At 68.4% G+C, this 13992-nt stretch carries 14 protein-coding genes; 10 read left to right on the plus strand and 4 right to left on the minus strand.

Translation table 11 applies throughout. The features are described from left to right. Positions 1-287: 287 nt before the first annotated feature. Genes hda through EX88_RS0105065 form a run of 3 tightly spaced genes read right to left on the minus strand, consistent with a single transcriptional unit; the run spans position 288 to position 3289 of the window. Positions 288-1013 carry a DnaA regulatory inactivator Hda gene (hda, locus tag EX88_RS0105055; RefSeq protein WP_031370917.1) on the minus strand — a complete coding sequence of 242 codons (726 nt, stop codon included), beginning with the start codon at positions 1011-1013 and terminating at the stop codon, positions 288-290. Next, entirely contained in the window at positions 1010-2203 is a 1194-nt protein-coding gene (locus tag EX88_RS0105060; protein WP_051884527.1) for an AI-2E family transporter, read from the minus strand. Before EX88_RS0105060 ends, hda begins: the two co-directional genes overlap by 4 nt. A 3-nt stretch (positions 2204-2206) precedes the next feature. Continuing rightward, on the minus strand, positions 2207-3289 hold the full coding sequence (locus EX88_RS0105065) for a DUF2066 domain-containing protein (RefSeq protein ID WP_430536894.1): 1083 nt from the start codon (positions 3287-3289) through the stop codon (positions 2207-2209). Positions 3290-3713: 424 nt separating this feature from the next. On the opposite strand from EX88_RS0105065, the gene purM reads away from it, so the two are divergent. The 7 genes from purM (at position 3714) to EX88_RS0105100 (ending at position 8604) form a co-directional block, all read left to right on the plus strand. After that, positions 3714-4778 carry a phosphoribosylformylglycinamidine cyclo-ligase gene (gene purM / locus EX88_RS0105070; protein ID WP_200875800.1) on the plus strand — a complete coding sequence of 355 codons (1065 nt, stop codon included), beginning with the start codon at positions 3714-3716 and terminating at the stop codon, positions 4776-4778. A 155-nt stretch (positions 4779-4933) separates the two neighbouring features. Continuing rightward, a complete protein-coding gene (locus tag EX88_RS0105075) occupies positions 4934-5536 on the plus strand; it encodes a DUF2238 domain-containing protein (RefSeq protein WP_036148128.1) in 603 nt (200 codons plus the stop codon). A 62-nt stretch (positions 5537-5598) separates the two neighbouring features. Beyond that, positions 5599-6063, plus strand: a complete 465-nt coding sequence (locus tag EX88_RS0105080; RefSeq protein WP_031370922.1) for a hypothetical protein — start codon at positions 5599-5601, stop codon at positions 6061-6063. Between the two features lie 61 nt (positions 6064-6124). Further along, positions 6125-6544 (plus strand): hypothetical protein, encoded by a 420-nt coding sequence (locus tag EX88_RS0105085; RefSeq protein WP_031370923.1) that lies wholly within the window; start codon positions 6125-6127, stop codon positions 6542-6544. A 27-nt stretch (positions 6545-6571) separates the two neighbouring features. Next, positions 6572-6820 carry a hypothetical protein gene (locus EX88_RS23515; RefSeq protein ID WP_051884529.1) on the plus strand — a complete coding sequence of 83 codons (249 nt, stop codon included), beginning with the start codon at positions 6572-6574 and terminating at the stop codon, positions 6818-6820. Positions 6821-6908: 88 nt separating this feature from the next. Continuing rightward, positions 6909-7316: a DUF4259 domain-containing protein gene (locus EX88_RS0105095; protein ID WP_031370925.1), complete on the plus strand. Its 408-nt coding sequence runs from the start codon at positions 6909-6911 to the stop codon at positions 7314-7316. A gap of 826 nt (positions 7317-8142) precedes the next feature. Beyond that, positions 8143-8604 carry a hypothetical protein gene (locus EX88_RS0105100; protein WP_031370926.1) on the plus strand — a complete coding sequence of 154 codons (462 nt, stop codon included), beginning with the start codon at positions 8143-8145 and terminating at the stop codon, positions 8602-8604. Positions 8605-8959: 355 nt separating this feature from the next. On the opposite strand, the gene EX88_RS0105105 is transcribed toward EX88_RS0105100, so the two are convergent. Further along, positions 8960-11137 (minus strand): tetratricopeptide repeat protein, encoded by a 2178-nt coding sequence (locus EX88_RS0105105; RefSeq protein ID WP_152566103.1) that lies wholly within the window; start codon positions 11135-11137, stop codon positions 8960-8962. A gap of 417 nt (positions 11138-11554) precedes the next feature. On the opposite strand from EX88_RS0105105, the gene purN reads away from it, so the two are divergent. The 3 genes from purN to EX88_RS0105120 all read left to right on the plus strand — a co-directional run bounded on the left by purN (position 11555) and on the right by EX88_RS0105120 (position 13742). After that, positions 11555-12238 (plus strand): phosphoribosylglycinamide formyltransferase, encoded by a 684-nt coding sequence (gene purN, locus EX88_RS0105110; protein WP_031370928.1) that lies wholly within the window; start codon positions 11555-11557, stop codon positions 12236-12238. A gap of 89 nt (positions 12239-12327) precedes the next feature. Next, positions 12328-13047, plus strand: a complete 720-nt coding sequence (locus tag EX88_RS0105115) for a DUF3108 domain-containing protein (protein ID WP_051884530.1) — start codon at positions 12328-12330, stop codon at positions 13045-13047. Continuing rightward, positions 13044-13742: a DUF3108 domain-containing protein gene (locus tag EX88_RS0105120; RefSeq protein ID WP_051884533.1), complete on the plus strand. Its 699-nt coding sequence runs from the start codon at positions 13044-13046 to the stop codon at positions 13740-13742. Before EX88_RS0105115 ends, EX88_RS0105120 begins: the two co-directional genes overlap by 4 nt. The last annotated feature ends 250 nt before the right edge of the window (positions 13743-13992 follow it).

The raw sequence follows: 13992 nt of genomic DNA on the forward strand, positions 1-13992 counted from the left end.
ACGCGGGGATTTTTCATACGGGACATCCCTGTCCCGATGAAAAACGGCCCGCATCCTTGCGGGCCGCCCTCCGGGTCTTCGATTGCCTTCGCTAGTGCCAAGCCGCGCACAGCAACGGCAACGGCAACGGCAACGGCAAGGCAAGGCAAGGCAAGGCAAAAGCTCGCACACGCGCTCGCTCAGTCGCGATGCAACTTCGCATGTGATTCAAACGCAACCGCAACCGACAGTGGGTGTCAGGGTCGAGCCGAGAATCCTCGCCGACCACACCCGACCCTAGGCAGCGCCTACTCCGCGCCCAAGGTCTGCCGCAAGAACGGCACCGTGATCCGCCGCTGCGCAGCGAGCGAGGCGCGATCCAATTTGTCGAGCAAGGCGGTCAAACCGCCGAGGTCGCGGTCGACGCGCTTGAGCAGCCAATCCAGCGCGGCTTCGTCCAAGGCCAAACCGCGGCGCTGGGCGCGTTGGCGCAGCACTTCGCCACGGCCGGCGTCGTCGAGCGGGGTCAACACGATGCGGGTGCACTGCGACAGGCGCGAGCGCAGGTCGGGCAGGCTCAACGGAAGTTCGTCGGGGTTGTCGCGCGCGGCATAGATCAACGACGCGCCGGCGGCGCGCGCGCGGTTGTGGGTGTCGAACAGGGCGATTTCGTCGTCGCGGTTGCCGGCGATCGCTTCGATGCCGTCGAGCGCCAGCAGGTCGTTGCCTTCGAGTGCGTACAAGGCATCGCGCAGACGCCCGGCGGCCGCCATCAAGGGCAGATAGGCGGCGCGACGGCCGGCCGATTCGGCGGCGGCGCAGGCGCCCAGCAGCAGGTGGGTCTTGCCCACCCCGGCCGGGCCGGCCAGATACACCCAGTCGGCGCCGGTCGGGTCGACGTAGCCGGCGGTCTCCTGAGTCTGCGTGGCCAGGGCGCGCAATTGCGCGATCGCGCCTTCGGGCGCGTCGACATAGGTATCCAAACGCTGGTCCGGCGGATAGCGCAGGGCCAGCGGCAACTGCGGGACGCTCACTGCGTTTCGCGCTCCGCGCGGTCGGCCTGCTCCGCGTTGTCCTTCGCCGTGGGCTCGGCCTTCGGCACCACAGGCACGGTCGCCGGGTCGAGCAGGATGGTCGGGTGGTCGCCTGCATACAGGCGGCTGTGGGTGTAGCGCTCTTGCGCGTAACGCAGCAGCACGTTGGCGACGGCGGCGACCGGCAGGGCCAGCAGCATGCCGAGGAAACCGAACAGGGTGCCGCCGGCGAGCACGGCGAAGATCACCGCGACCGGATGCAGGCCGATGCGGTCGCCGACCAGCTTGGGGGTCAGCCAATAGCTTTCGACGACCTGGCCGACACCGAATACCGCCAGCACGCCGGCCACGTATTTCCAGTCGCCGTACTGCACCAGCGCGGCGATCACGCCGAGGATGATGCCGCTGGCCGGACCGAGGTAGGGCACGAAGGTCAGCAGGCCGGCGATGATGCCGATCAGGATGCCCAGGTCCAGGCCGACCGCCCACAGGCCCAGGCCGTACATCACGCCGAGCGCCAGCATCACCAGGAACTGGCCGCGCAGAAAGGCGCCGAGCACGTCGCTGGACTCCCTGGCCAGGCGGCTCGCCGTGGCAAGGTGGGCGCGCGGGATCAACGAGGCGACGCGCTCGACCAGCACGTCCCAGTCGCGCAGGAAGAAGAAGGTCAGCACCGGCAGCAGGGCGATGTTGGCGATCAGGCCCATGATCGCGAAGCCCGAACGCGACAGATAGCCCAGCAGGGTGGTGGCGACGCCGCCGGCGCGCTCCCAGTTGCTGCGCACCAGCTCGATCAGATGGTTGAGGTCGAGCCAGTTGCTGATCTCGAAACCGCTGCGCTGCTCCAGCCACGGAATCGCGGTGGCGGTGAACCATTCGCGATAGCGCGGCAGCGACACGATCAGGGTCGAGATCTGGCGTTCGATCAGCGGCACCAGCAGCACCAGCACCAGGATGACCAGCAGAGCCATCAACCCGAACACCAGCGACACGGCGACGTTGCGCGAGCGGCCGGTGCGTTCGAGCCGGTCGACCCAGGGGTCGCCGAGCCAGCCGAGCATGGCGGCGATCACGAACGGCGTCAGCACCGGTGCGAGCACCCACAGCAGCCAACAGGCGCCGACGCCGAGCGCCGTCCATTGCAGGCGGCGCAGGAACAGGGCGATGTCTTCCAACGGGGCGCGGTCCATGCGTCAGTGCAGCCGGTACACGGGCGGCTGACCTTCAAGGCCTTCCAGCGCTTCGAGGGTATCGCCGCTGTCGGCCATGCGCTTCAGGCCGGACAGGCCGGAGATCAGGTCGAGATCGAACTCGACGCTGTCGGGCGTGGCACGCACCGGGGTCATCTTGCGGATCACCGCCAGACCCTGCAGGTAGCCGGACAGGCGGATGTAGTCGTCGGCGCTGTGCAGGTTGGTGAACACCACCCGGTAGACGCCGGCCGGACCGGCCGCGCTGCGCTTGGCGTAGCGCTTCATCAGCGCGTCGGCCGCGCCGTCGGCGCCGCCGGCCATGACTTTGCGTGCGTCGGGGTCAGTGTTGGACCAACTACCCAGCACCTTGCCGCCGTCGACGAAGGTCCAATCGCCCTTCCAGCCGCCGGTCTTGACCCGGTAGACCTTGCCGATCAGCTGCATCGGCGGGCTGTAGCGCGACGAGGCGCGGGCCACCGCCGCGGCGTCGCCGCGCCAGATGGCGCCGACGCTGGCCTGTTCGGCGGCGTTGCCGCTCGGCAGGCCGAGGCGGTAGCCGCGGTCGATGGCGCGGTTCAGCGCCGAACGCGCGGCGTTGACCTGCGGCAGACCGACCAGGCGCGGGCCGCTACCGTCGTCGATCGCCATCCACAGCACCGGCTTGGGACGCGGCTGCGGCCAGATCGGCAGGCCGAGGGTCGAGGCCAGGGTCTCGACCTTGGTCTGATCGAAATTGACCACCAGGGTGGTCTGGAAGGTCGGCGCGCCGGTCGAGCGCGACACGCCCTCGTCCTGACGGTAGTCGTAGCCGGTGACGTAGTCCTTGGCCCGGCGCAGTTCCTGGCCGACGCCCGGCCGGCTGGCCGCGGCGCGGTCGCCGGACATCTTGCCCAGCACCTGGGCCAGGGCACGCGCCATGGCGCCGTTGCGCTCGGCTTCGCCCTGGCCGTTGACCTGGACCTCGGCCGAGAACGGACCCGCCGCCTCGGCGCGGTCGCCCTCGACGCGCTGCGCGGCGGCGGCAAAGCTCGCCAGCATCAGCGCTGCGACCACAAAACTCCGGATTGCCCGAACCATCGCCATCCTTAACTGTATGTAGAAAAACCGGCGTCCCGCCCGCCGTTCCAGTCGCGAGCCGGGCTGCGGGCCCGGCATCGTAGCGCTGGACCCACCACCGCGGGCGAAGGCCGTGCCCTCGCCCACCCTCGCCTCCTGCTTCGGTCCGGCGGTCGCGGGTGCGCTCCGCCAACGGTGCTCAAGGTCCGAAATGTTGCCGTAGTGGCGCCGGCACGTCCATTCGCGCGCCTGAACGGACCGGTTCAGGCAACGCCCGCCGGAACCTTGGTGGAGGCCATGCCTAGCCTCGGCGGAGGCCCTGCCTAGCCTCGGCGGAGGCCTAGCGCAGCCTCGGCGGAGGCTCTGCGCGGCCCGGCTGCAGGGCAAACCGGTTCGGACGCCCCATGGCTGCTAAAATCCCACGTTTCCTTCCGCGACCGCCGGGGCCGCCGTGACCGCATCTCCTTCCGACACCTCCCCCAAGCCGCTGACCTACCGCGACGCGGGCGTCGACATCGACGCCGGCAACCAAGTCGTCGAACGCATCAAGCCCTTGGTCAAGCGCAGCTTCCGTCCCGAGGTGATGGGCGGCCTGGGCGGCTTCGGCGCCCTGTTCGATCTGTCCGGCAAGTACCGCGAGCCGGTCCTGGTCTCGGGCACCGACGGCGTCGGCACCAAGCTCAAGCTCGCCCAGCAGCTCAACCGCCACGACACCATCGGCATCGACCTGGTCGGCATGTGCGTCAACGACGTGCTGGTGCAGGGCGCCGAGCCGCTGTTCTTCCTCGATTATTTCGCCACCGGCAAGCTCGATGTCGACACCACCGTGGCCGTGGTCGGCGGCATCGCCAAGGGCTGCGAGCTCGCCGGCTGCGCCCTGATCGGCGGCGAGACCGCGGAAATGCCCGACATGTACCCGCCGGGCGAATACGACCTGGCCGGCTTCACCGTCGGCGCGGTCGAGAAGTCGCAGCTGCTCGACGGTGCGCGCGTGCGCCGCGGCGACGTGCTGATCGGCATCGCCTCGAGCGGCCCGCACTCCAACGGTTATTCGTTGATCCGCCGCATCTTCGATCGCGCCGGCCGTCCGGGCGACGTCGCCGTCGGCGGCGTACGCCTGATCGACGCGCTGATGGAGCCGACCGCACTGTACGTCAAGCCGGTGCTGGAACTGCTGCGCGCCAACGGCGGCGAGCACCAGATCCACGCCATGGCCCACATCACCGGCGGCGGCCTGACCGAAAACATCATCCGCGTGATCCCCGAAGGCCTCGGCCTGGACATCCGCACCGCCACCTGGACCCTGCCGCCGGTGTTCGACTGGCTGCAGCGCGAAGGCGCGGTGCCGCGCGAGGAAATGTGGCGCACTTTCAACTGCGGCATCGGCTTCGTGCTGGTGGTGCCGGACGAGGCGGTCGCCGCGACCGAAGCCGACCTGGCACGCCTGGGCCTGGCGCACTGGCGCATCGGCGAGGTGGTCGCTCATTCCGAAGGCGAGCGCGTGCACATCGGCTGAGCCGCGCACGATCGCGAAAAATCGAACGGCGGGCCGCGGCCCGCCGTTTTTTTGCGCACTGCGTTGCGGTTTCTTTCTCTGCGGCGCTCGGGTAGCGTGCGATGCATCTCACTTCGCAGAACCCGACCCCGATGACCGCAACGCCGGCAGGACGCATGAGCGTCGCCAAGAAATTCGCCCTGGCCGTCGTGCTGGCGGTGTTCGCGCTGTCCTGGATCGACCCGAGCAGCCCGTTCGAGCAGGGCATGCACAGCGTGCTGACCGTGGTCGGCCTGCTGTGGCTGTGGCGCCACGACCGCCGCTGGCCGCTGCGCGACGGCCACTTCCTCGCCATCTGCGGCTTCATGGTGGCGCACTGCATCGCCGCGCGCTGGCTGTATTCCTACGTGCCCTACGACCAGTGGATTCAGTCGCTGACCGGCGGCTGGTCGCTGGATCGCGCGCTCGGCTTCGAGCGCAATCATTTCGACCGGCTGATCCATTTCCTCTACGGCGTCTGCTTCGCCCCGGCCGTGCGCGAGTACCTGCGCCAGCGCTGGCCGGCGCTGTCGCCGCGCCAGGCCTTCGTGCTCGCGATCGCCGCGATCATGTGCACCAGCCTGATCTACGAGTGGATCGAATGGGCGATCGCCCTGACCATGTCGCCGGAAGCCGCCGAGTCCTACAACGGCCAGCAAGGCGACGTCTGGGACGCCCACACCGACATGTTTCTTGCGACACTGGGCGCGCTCGCCGCCTGGCCGCGCGCGCGGCGCTGAAGCCGCCGGCCGGCCGGCGATCGCGCTATTCGATCGGGATCCGACCAAGACCAAGAGAAGCCATGTCCGAATTCGAGTCCAGGTTCGATCCGGCAACCAGCGCCGACAGCTCCGCCGCCGCGACCGATTCGGCGGATGCCTCGCAACTGCGTACGCTCAGCATCTTGTATTACGTCCTGGCCGGGCTCAACGCCTTCATGCTGCTGTCGTTCGTCGGCGTCTTCGCCATCATCGTGGCCCTGGCGCCGGCTGGCCCAGCGACTTCGGAGACCTCGTCGGGCGACTCGACGATGGCGAGCGGCATCGCGTTCGGCCTCATCCTGGCCAGCTTCGTTTTCAGCCTGGCCTGCGCCGGGTTGCAGTTCATGACGGCGCGGCGTTTGCGCGAACGCCGCAGCCCCCGCTTCTGCCAGATCGTCGCCGGCCTGAGCTGTTTGTCGGTGCCGCTCGGCACCTTGCTCGGTGTGTTCACCTTCATCGTATTGGCGCGTCCGTCGGTGCAGGCGCAGTTCGCCGCGCGCGATTGATTCGCCCCCGTCGCCGCAAGCCCGGAATGCGGCCGCAACCTCCCACCCAGGAAATCCATCCATGAACCAGGTCCCAGCCGCATCGGCGGTCGAAAACCCGCAGGACGCCTCGCAGCTCAAGACGCTGAGCATCCTGCACTACGTGTTCGCCGCCCTGTATCTGCTGCCGCTGCTGGTGGCCTTCCTGTACGTCTTCATGGGGGCGGCGATCCTCAACGGCGGCATCCAAAGCCAACCCGGCGACGAGGTCGGCGGCTATGTCCTGATCGGCTTCGCGGTGGCGTTGTTCCTGGTGGCCATCATCGGCGGCAGCCTGACCTTCATCGCCGCGCGCCGCCTCGGCCAGCGCCGCAGCCGCACGCTGTGCATGGTCGTCGCCTGCATTTCCTGCCTGTCGGTGCCGCTGGGCACCGCGTTGGGCGTGTTCACCCTGATCGTGTTGAGCCGGCCTTCGGTGAAGGCGCTGTTCGGCGAACGCTGATCGGAAGGTTTCGACATGGGAGCCGCCATGGTGCGATACAGCGACGGACTCGAAGTCAGGATCGGCGACCAGGTCCTGTCCTATGAACTCAATCGCGGCAGGATCGTGGCCCTGATCGACCGAGACGAGTACTCGGCGCGGTTCCCGCAAGCCGAGTGGGCCTACCTGGAACGCGGCGTGCTCGTCGAAACCGACTTCGGCGGGCTGGTGCACTATCCGAACGGCTTCAAGCACGACGAGTTGTCGTTGATCGCCAGGGCCCCGGACCAGCAATAAGCCGGGCGCATCGTCGGCAGCACGCAACACCATGCAACACATCGACCCGCCCCGGCGGCTCGCGAATTTCATCAGCAGGAGCGAATCGATGGGCGCTTGGGGCATTAGCACGTTCGACAACGACGATGCGGCGGACTGGCTGGCCGATCTGTCGGACCACCAAAGCCTGGCCTTGGTGCGCGAGACCATCGCGGCCGCGCTCGAGGCGAACGATTATCTGGAAGCACCGGAAGCCTCGACCGCGTTGGCCGCCTGCGAACTGATCGCCGCCGCGATCGGCCGCCCCTCGGCCACCGCGCGCAAGCAGGAAACGCTGACCCACTGGATCGCGCACCGCAAGCCTTCGCCGGATGCCGCGCTCATCGCCGATGCGCTGCGCGCCATCGACCGCGTACTGGGCCCGGAGTCGGAGCTGCGCGAGCTATGGGAAGAGACCGACGATTACGCCGCCTGGCAGGCGGACGTCGTCCAACTGCGTTCGCGGCTGTCGCACTGAGGCATCGCCGTCGGTGGCGGCTCTCACCGGCCTCCGCCTTCCAACCCCGCCCTCGCCCGTCGAGCCACGCACCGATCCAAACGCGGGCTATGGCGGCCTGACCCGCCATAGCCCGCTGCGTCCAGGGCTATGGCGGCCTGACCCGCCATAGCCCGCTGCGTCCAGCCCGTTGGCTCCCCCGTCGGACCGATCGCTCCCGCCTGCGCCGCGCGTTGCGCGCAGCGCCAGCGACCGCGCCGGACCGTCCATGGCCGACGCGGGGCGGGCGGCATGTCCCTATGCCTCATCACCGGCCCGACCGGATCGCTGCCTGCGTTCCCGCCCGTGAGACTCGCCTGGAGTCGCGGGACGTGCACGCGCGATCACGGCGGGCCGCGAAGTTCATCGTCACCCATCGTCGCCGGCATCGCCGATCCGCCTCGACCCTGCACCGGCCGATGGATCGGCCGCGTCGGCATGCGAACGGGGACTGAGCGGTACCCGATGCGCATGCCGACGCGCCCTCTCGACGCGATCGCGGTGCGTCCTTCCAGTGGACGAGCCCGGCGTTGACCAGGCCGACACCGCGCCGGCGACGTCTCTATTTACTGTCGGCGCGCGTCGATTTGCGAGGAACGTTCAGGGACCGAATCGGGACGCGGCGGGAACGTTTCGCGATCGGGGGCGATGCCGAACATGCAGACCGCCAATGAGGTCACAGTGCAATCGTGTCGCCCGACAAGTTCAAGCCGATTCGTTCCCGCTTTGGTCCCCGATTTGCTTGGACTCGGCTTCGGCGCGTTTCGTAGGCTGGGCCTCCATCGAGCTTCGCCTACAGGGGGCGGACATGCGTACGACACTCAAGGGATTCATTCTCGCGGCCGCGTTGCTCAGCACGAGCGCCATCGCCCACGACACCGACGGCGCCTGCGCACAGGAAGGCGCACGCATGACCGTGGTCGGCTCGTTCAATTTCAGCTCGCAAGACCTGCTGGAATTCCAACAGCGCGAACTCGGCGGCGGTATCCGGCTGCCGCCGGGCGGCATGTGTACGCCGAGCAGTTGCGGCATCGTCGACGACCATTGGGCGGTCGCGACCCGCCGTGCCTTCCAGTACTGCGAGCAGATCGCACCGGGCAGCATCGCCCAGGTAACCTCCCCGGCCACCTACAACGACACCTTGCTGCACCACTCCGCTTACAGCTTCGGCCCGAACACGCCGAACCTGCAGGGCCTGTGCGTGCGTTGCCAGGTGCTCAGTGGCACGCCGATCAAGCTGACGAAGGCGGCTAACGCGCTGCGGCCGTAAGCAGCGAAGCCGCCCCTCTGTAAACGGCGAAACCCATCGGTCGTAAGCGGCGACACCCACCCGCCGTCATTCCCGCGAAGGCGGGAATCCAGAGACTTCAGAGGGATGCCCCGATAAAGCCCTGGATCCCCGCCTTCGCGGGGATGACGGATGGCGCAGTCGTGCGAACCGGGACTCCACGCGAACTGAAGTCTGCGGCCCGGCCAGGGCGCACAGCGCCCTGGCGTTCACGGATGCGCGAGCCGGTGGCTCGCAAGCGGATCCCTTCACCCCCGCTTTCGCTGCGAAGACGGATTGAATTGTCGCGGGCTAGCGATGCCAGGCAAGCACAACCCAACAACCTGCAGGCAGTCGCTCACACCAGCGCGTGGCGTCGCGTATACGTCAGCACGGTATCGACGTGCTTCTGCAGTTCGCTGCGCACCGACTCTTCCAGCGGACACTCGGCCAGCACGTAATAGCCCGAACGCAGCACGTCGCGCCAGCGCGGCTGGCGCGGCAGCTTGGACAGGCTCAGGTAACGCTCCATCGCCCGCGCCCGCAGCCGGCCGTCGTCGACGGTGACGCGCCAGATCCGGCTTTTCTCGGCCAGTTCCAACCGGCCGTGGCCGGTGCTGCGCTCCCAGGCTTCGACCACCGCCAGCATCAACTCGACCAGGGCGCGGCGGAACGACGAGCGCATGGCCTCGTTGGCGGTAGCGTCCAGGGCCGAGGCGGCTTCGACGTCGGCCAGCGCTTCGACCGCGCCGGTGTCGATACCGACCGGCTCCAGGCCGACGCGCTCAACCTGTCCGACACCGAGCGCGTCCAGTCCGAGCACGATCAAACCCTCGCCCTGCCCGGTTTCGCTGAGCTGCGCGCGCAAGGCGCCGCCGCTGAGGCCGAAGTCGAGGCGCTGCGAGGCCGAGGACTCATCGAGCCGCTCCATCGCCTGGGCGAAGCGCGACGCATCCGACTCGCCGAGCAATTCGCCGAAGGCACGTCCGGGCAGACTGTCGCCGGCCTGTCCGAGCAATTGCCCGGCACTGCGGTTGGCGGCGAGCACCTGGCCGCCGGCGTCGAGGACCAGCACCGCATCGTCGCGGCTGTCGAGCGCGGCCTGCAAACGCGTGCGGTCGACGCCGAGCTCGGCCGCGGCGCGACGGTAGTACTCCACTTCCTCGGCCAGGCGTGCCTGCCGAGCCGCTTCGGCGAGCCGGGCGCGCTGTTGCCGGCGCAGGAAGAACACGATCAGGCCGAGCAAGGCCGCCACTGCCGACACCGCGGTCAGCCACAAGGCCAGCGTGCGTTGCCGCAGGCTGAGTGCGCGCACTTCGTTCTCGGCGGCGAGCGCGGCGATGGTGCGGTCGCGCTCGGCGGTTTCGAAGCGGATCTGCATCCACTTCATCTCGCGGTCGTAGCGCGCCTCGCGCAAAGTGCGCGCGGCGACCTCGGACTCGCGCAAGGTCGTCAGCGCGCGCGGCCATTCGCCCAAGGCTTCGTAAGCATCGGCCAATTCGGCCAACAGCGCCGGCCGGTCGCTGTCCTGCGCCGGCAGGCTCGACAAGGCATCGCTCAGGCGCAGTTGCGCCGCACGCGCCTGCCCGGACAAACGCGCGGCGCGTGCGGCCTGCAATTGCAGCGGCGCCGGCGGCCGCACGCCATCTTCGGCGGCGAGGGCGAGACCGCGATCGGTCCAATCGCGCGCCTTGGCCAGATCGCCGCGCAGGATCGCGGCGCGGCCGAGTTCGGCATGCACACGCAGTTGGTAGGTGCGTTCGCCGGCTTTGACGAACGCGGCCAAGGCCTGCTCCAGCAGACCTTCGGCGCGTTGCGTATCGCCCGAATCCAGGGCCAGCACGCCCATGCTCTGCAGCACGTGAGCGGCTTCGATCGGATTGCCGACGCGGCGGAACTCGGCCAATGCCTGATCGTAGTGCCGCGCGGCATTATCGGTCGCGCCGAGGTCGCGATAGATATCGGCGATGTTGTTGAGCACCGGGCCCAAGGCCGGCTCGCGGGCGCCGCGCTGAATTTCCAGACTCGACAGGAATGCCTGCAAGGCGCCGCGATAGTCGCCGAGCCGTCGCAGCGAGGCGCCGATGTTGTTCCAGCTCTTGGATTGCGCCGGGCGGTCTTGCTGGCGCTTGGCGATCTGCAAGGCCTGATGGAATTTGCCCAGGGCTTCGACCGTACAGTCCTGGCGGTAATCGAGCACGCCGCGACGGCGCACGAGTTCGTAGTCGACCCGCCAACCGGCGTCGGCGCCGGCCACGGCCTGCGCGCAATCGAGCGCACCGGCCGCCGCGGAAAAATCGCCGCCGCGCGAACGCTGGTCGCCGGCCTCGTACAGTGCTGCGAGCGCATGCGCGCGATCGCCGCCGGGCGTCAGGCCATAGCGCCGCGAGCACTCGTCCGCGGCGGGCAGCGCCACGCTCGGCTGCAGCGGTCGACACGCCGCGTTCGCATCGGCCTGCGCAGCCGCCGCCGGCATGTTCAACAGGAAACTGGTCAGTACCGCAAAAGCCCAACACCTCGAACTGTCCTTGCCCACGCCCCGCTCCCGGCTGCCGCTATCGGCAGCTTTGCCGATCCGGCGCTGAAGCGGAAGCGATGGCGTTGGAGAAAGTCCCCATCGATCGCGCTCATTTAGCGCATTCGGTCACAGTGATCGTGGACTTCATCGACACTCGCACTTTCGCAGCAGTGCTCGTTCACCCCTGTCCCGGCCCTCTCGGTCTTGCGGTCCTCCCCTCGCTTCAAGCGCGGGAGAGCGGGAGTGGCCGCTTCCAGAGCAGGAGCGGCGGGCTACGGGATTTCTTTCGGTCACGAGGCGCGACCGCGCCGCCGCCGGTCGCCGCGCCCCTGCCAGGCGTTGGCACATTCCGCAGCGCCCGCCCCCGCCAACCGCCACATCGCGCACCCGGCGAATCGCTTAAAATGCCGGCCTGTCTCGACCCGATGGCCTGTAATGTCCCAGCCGCTTCCCCGGATCGCCGTCCTCGCATCGGGCCGCGGCAGCAATCTGCAGGCCGTGCTCGACGCCATCGCCGCCGGCCGGCTCGCCGCCGAAGTGGTCGGGGTGTTCTCCGACAAGCCCGGCGCGGCCGCGCTGGAGCGCGTGCCCGAGGGTTTGCGCTGGTCGGCCCCGGCCAAGGCCTACCCGAGCCGCGAGGCCTTCGACGCCGATCTCGCCGACGCCGTCGCCGCCTGCCGGCCCGACTGGATCCTGTGCGCGGGTTATCTGCGCATCCTCGGCAGCGCCTTCGTCGAGCGCTTCCGCGGCCGCACGATCAACATCCATCCCTCGCTATTGCCGAAGTACCGCGGCCTGCACACCCATGCACGCGCCCTTGCCGAGGGCGAGCGCGAACACGGCGCCAGCGTGCACTTCGTCATTCCCGAACTCGACGCCGGCGCGGTCATCGCCCAAGCGGTCGTCGCGATCGAAGCCGGCGACACGCCGGAAGCCCTGGCGCAGCGCGTGCTCGGGGTCGAACACCCGTTGTTGCTCGCGGTAATGAGACTGGCCGCCAGTGGCCGCCTGGCTGAACACGGCGCAACCGTCACCCTCGACGGTCATCCGCTATTTACGCCGCTGCGTTTAGATTTCGCCGGCGATCTGACCCACCCGGCCACCGGCCTCGCGGCCTGAACTCCGCACCCCGCGCACGGGTCGAACGCGTTCCGCACACGCCCTCCACGCGCTGCACTCGAGCCCTTTCAGGATTCTTCGCGTCGCCCATGAAGTCCCACCTGCCCCTGCTCTTGGCCGTGCTGATCGGCGCGGCCCTCCCCGGCAGCGCCTTCGCGCTGGAACCGTTCGTGGCCAATTACCAGGTCTTCAACAGCGGCAAGGCGCTCGGCGACGCGACCATGCAGGTCAAGCCCGAGGGCGGCCGCTGGCGCATCGACCTGAACATCCATGCCGAACGCGGCATGATGGGCCTGGCCGGCGCCGCCGCCCAGCAAAGCACTTTGTTCGAAACCGCCGGCGAAGGCTACCGCCCGCTCAGCCAGACCATGGTGCGCAAGGTGCTGTTCTCCAAGCGCACGATCACCGGCGTCTACGACTGGAACAAGCGCAGCGCGCAGTGGAGCGGCGACGTCAAGGAACATCGGCGCAAGCCGATTCCGCTGGCCGACGGCGACATGAGCGGCCTGCTGATCAATCTCGCCGTGGTCCGAGACGCCCAACCCGGCAAGACCCTGAATTACCGCTTCGTGGATTCCGGCCGTGCCCGCCCCCATCAATACCTGGTGGCCCAGGAGCTGGAAGGCGTCAAGGTCGACGACATGAGCTTCAACGCGATGCGCGTCAACCGCGTGCAGAGCGGCAACGAGGAAACCTCGATCTGGGTGGTCGACGGCGTTCCCACCCCGGTGCGCATCCTGCAACGCGAAAATGGCCAGGACACCTATGATCTGCGTCTGGTCGAATACAAAGGAGTCAACGAACAATGACGACCCAAACGAATAGTCGAATCCCCAAGATTCGTTTTGCCTTGCTCGCGGCCGCGCTGACCCTCGCCAGCGCTCCGGCGTTCGCGGTCAAGCCGTTCAGCGCCGACTATTCGGCCAGCTACATGGGCATGCAGGGCAACGGCCGCATGACCGTCGCCGCCGCCGGTGCGAACCGCTGGAAGTACAGCCTGGCGGTGACCAGCCCGCTGGCGAATCTGCAGCAGTCGACCGTGTTCGAGGAAAAGGCCGGCCAGTTGCGCCCGATCAGCGGCAGCGACAGCAGCAAGGTGCTGACCAAGAACAAGAACAAGAACGCGACCTACGACTGGGCGCGCGGCGTCGCCACCTGGACCGGCGACGTCAAGCCCGACCGCGCCGGCCCGATCAAGCTGGAGACCGGCGATCTGGACGCGTTGTTGATCAACCTGGCGTTGGTGCGCGATGCGCCCGCCGGCAAACCGATGAGCTACCGCATGGTCGAAGACGGCCGCGTCAAGCAACTGACCTACACCGTCGAAGGCAAGGAAGCGATCACCGTCGGCGGCAAATCGCAGCAGGCAACCAAGCTGGTCAGCAAGAACGGCGACAAGGAAACCATCGCCTGGGTCGTCCCCGGCATGCCGGTGCCCGCGCGCATCCTGCAACGCGACAAGGGCGCCGACGCGATCGACCTGCGCGTGCAATCGGTGCGCTGAGGCGCCGCGCGCCACCGGCGGCGCTGGCGCCGCGTCGCTCCGGCACGAAAAAGCCCCGCTTCGGCGGGGCTTTTTTGTTGCCGTGGCGATTCGGCCGGGACGACATCGAAACCCTCGGCATTCCTTCCGCAGAGAGATTCCGCCTTTGCGCAGCGGCCTGGGGATTTGCTCTGCTTTGCCACGGCAAGCTTTCGCCGAACCAAGAGCAAATCCCCCGCGCCAGTCACTGACGAATCGACTTCGTGCGACG

This window comes from Lysobacter antibioticus, from assembly GCF_000731095.1.
Classification (GTDB): domain Bacteria; phylum Pseudomonadota; class Gammaproteobacteria; order Xanthomonadales; family Xanthomonadaceae; genus Lysobacter; species Lysobacter antibioticus_B.

Excerpts from the sequence above, each read along its gene's own strand:
- EX88_RS0105060 (WP_051884527.1), bottom strand. The coding sequence starts at position 2,203 with ATGGACCGCGCCCCGTTGGAAGACATCGCCCTGTTCCTGCGCCGCCTG.
- EX88_RS0105065 (WP_430536894.1), bottom strand. The coding sequence starts at position 3,289 with ATGGCGATGGTTCGGGCAATCCGGAGTTTTGTGGTCGCAGCGCTGATG.
- EX88_RS0105075 (WP_036148128.1), top strand. The coding sequence starts at position 4,934 with ATGAGCGTCGCCAAGAAATTCGCCCTGGCCGTCGTGCTGGCGGTGTTC.
- EX88_RS0105080 (WP_031370922.1), top strand. The coding sequence starts at position 5,599 with ATGTCCGAATTCGAGTCCAGGTTCGATCCGGCAACCAGCGCCGACAGC.
- EX88_RS0105085 (WP_031370923.1), top strand. The coding sequence starts at position 6,125 with ATGAACCAGGTCCCAGCCGCATCGGCGGTCGAAAACCCGCAGGACGCC.
- EX88_RS23515 (WP_051884529.1), top strand. The coding sequence starts at position 6,572 with ATGGTGCGATACAGCGACGGACTCGAAGTCAGGATCGGCGACCAGGTC.
- EX88_RS0105095 (WP_031370925.1), top strand. The coding sequence starts at position 6,909 with ATGGGCGCTTGGGGCATTAGCACGTTCGACAACGACGATGCGGCGGAC.
- EX88_RS0105100 (WP_031370926.1), top strand. The coding sequence starts at position 8,143 with ATGCGTACGACACTCAAGGGATTCATTCTCGCGGCCGCGTTGCTCAGC.
- purN (WP_031370928.1), top strand. The coding sequence starts at position 11,555 with ATGTCCCAGCCGCTTCCCCGGATCGCCGTCCTCGCATCGGGCCGCGGC.
- EX88_RS0105115 (WP_051884530.1), top strand. The coding sequence starts at position 12,328 with ATGAAGTCCCACCTGCCCCTGCTCTTGGCCGTGCTGATCGGCGCGGCC.
- EX88_RS0105120 (WP_051884533.1), top strand. The coding sequence starts at position 13,044 with ATGACGACCCAAACGAATAGTCGAATCCCCAAGATTCGTTTTGCCTTG.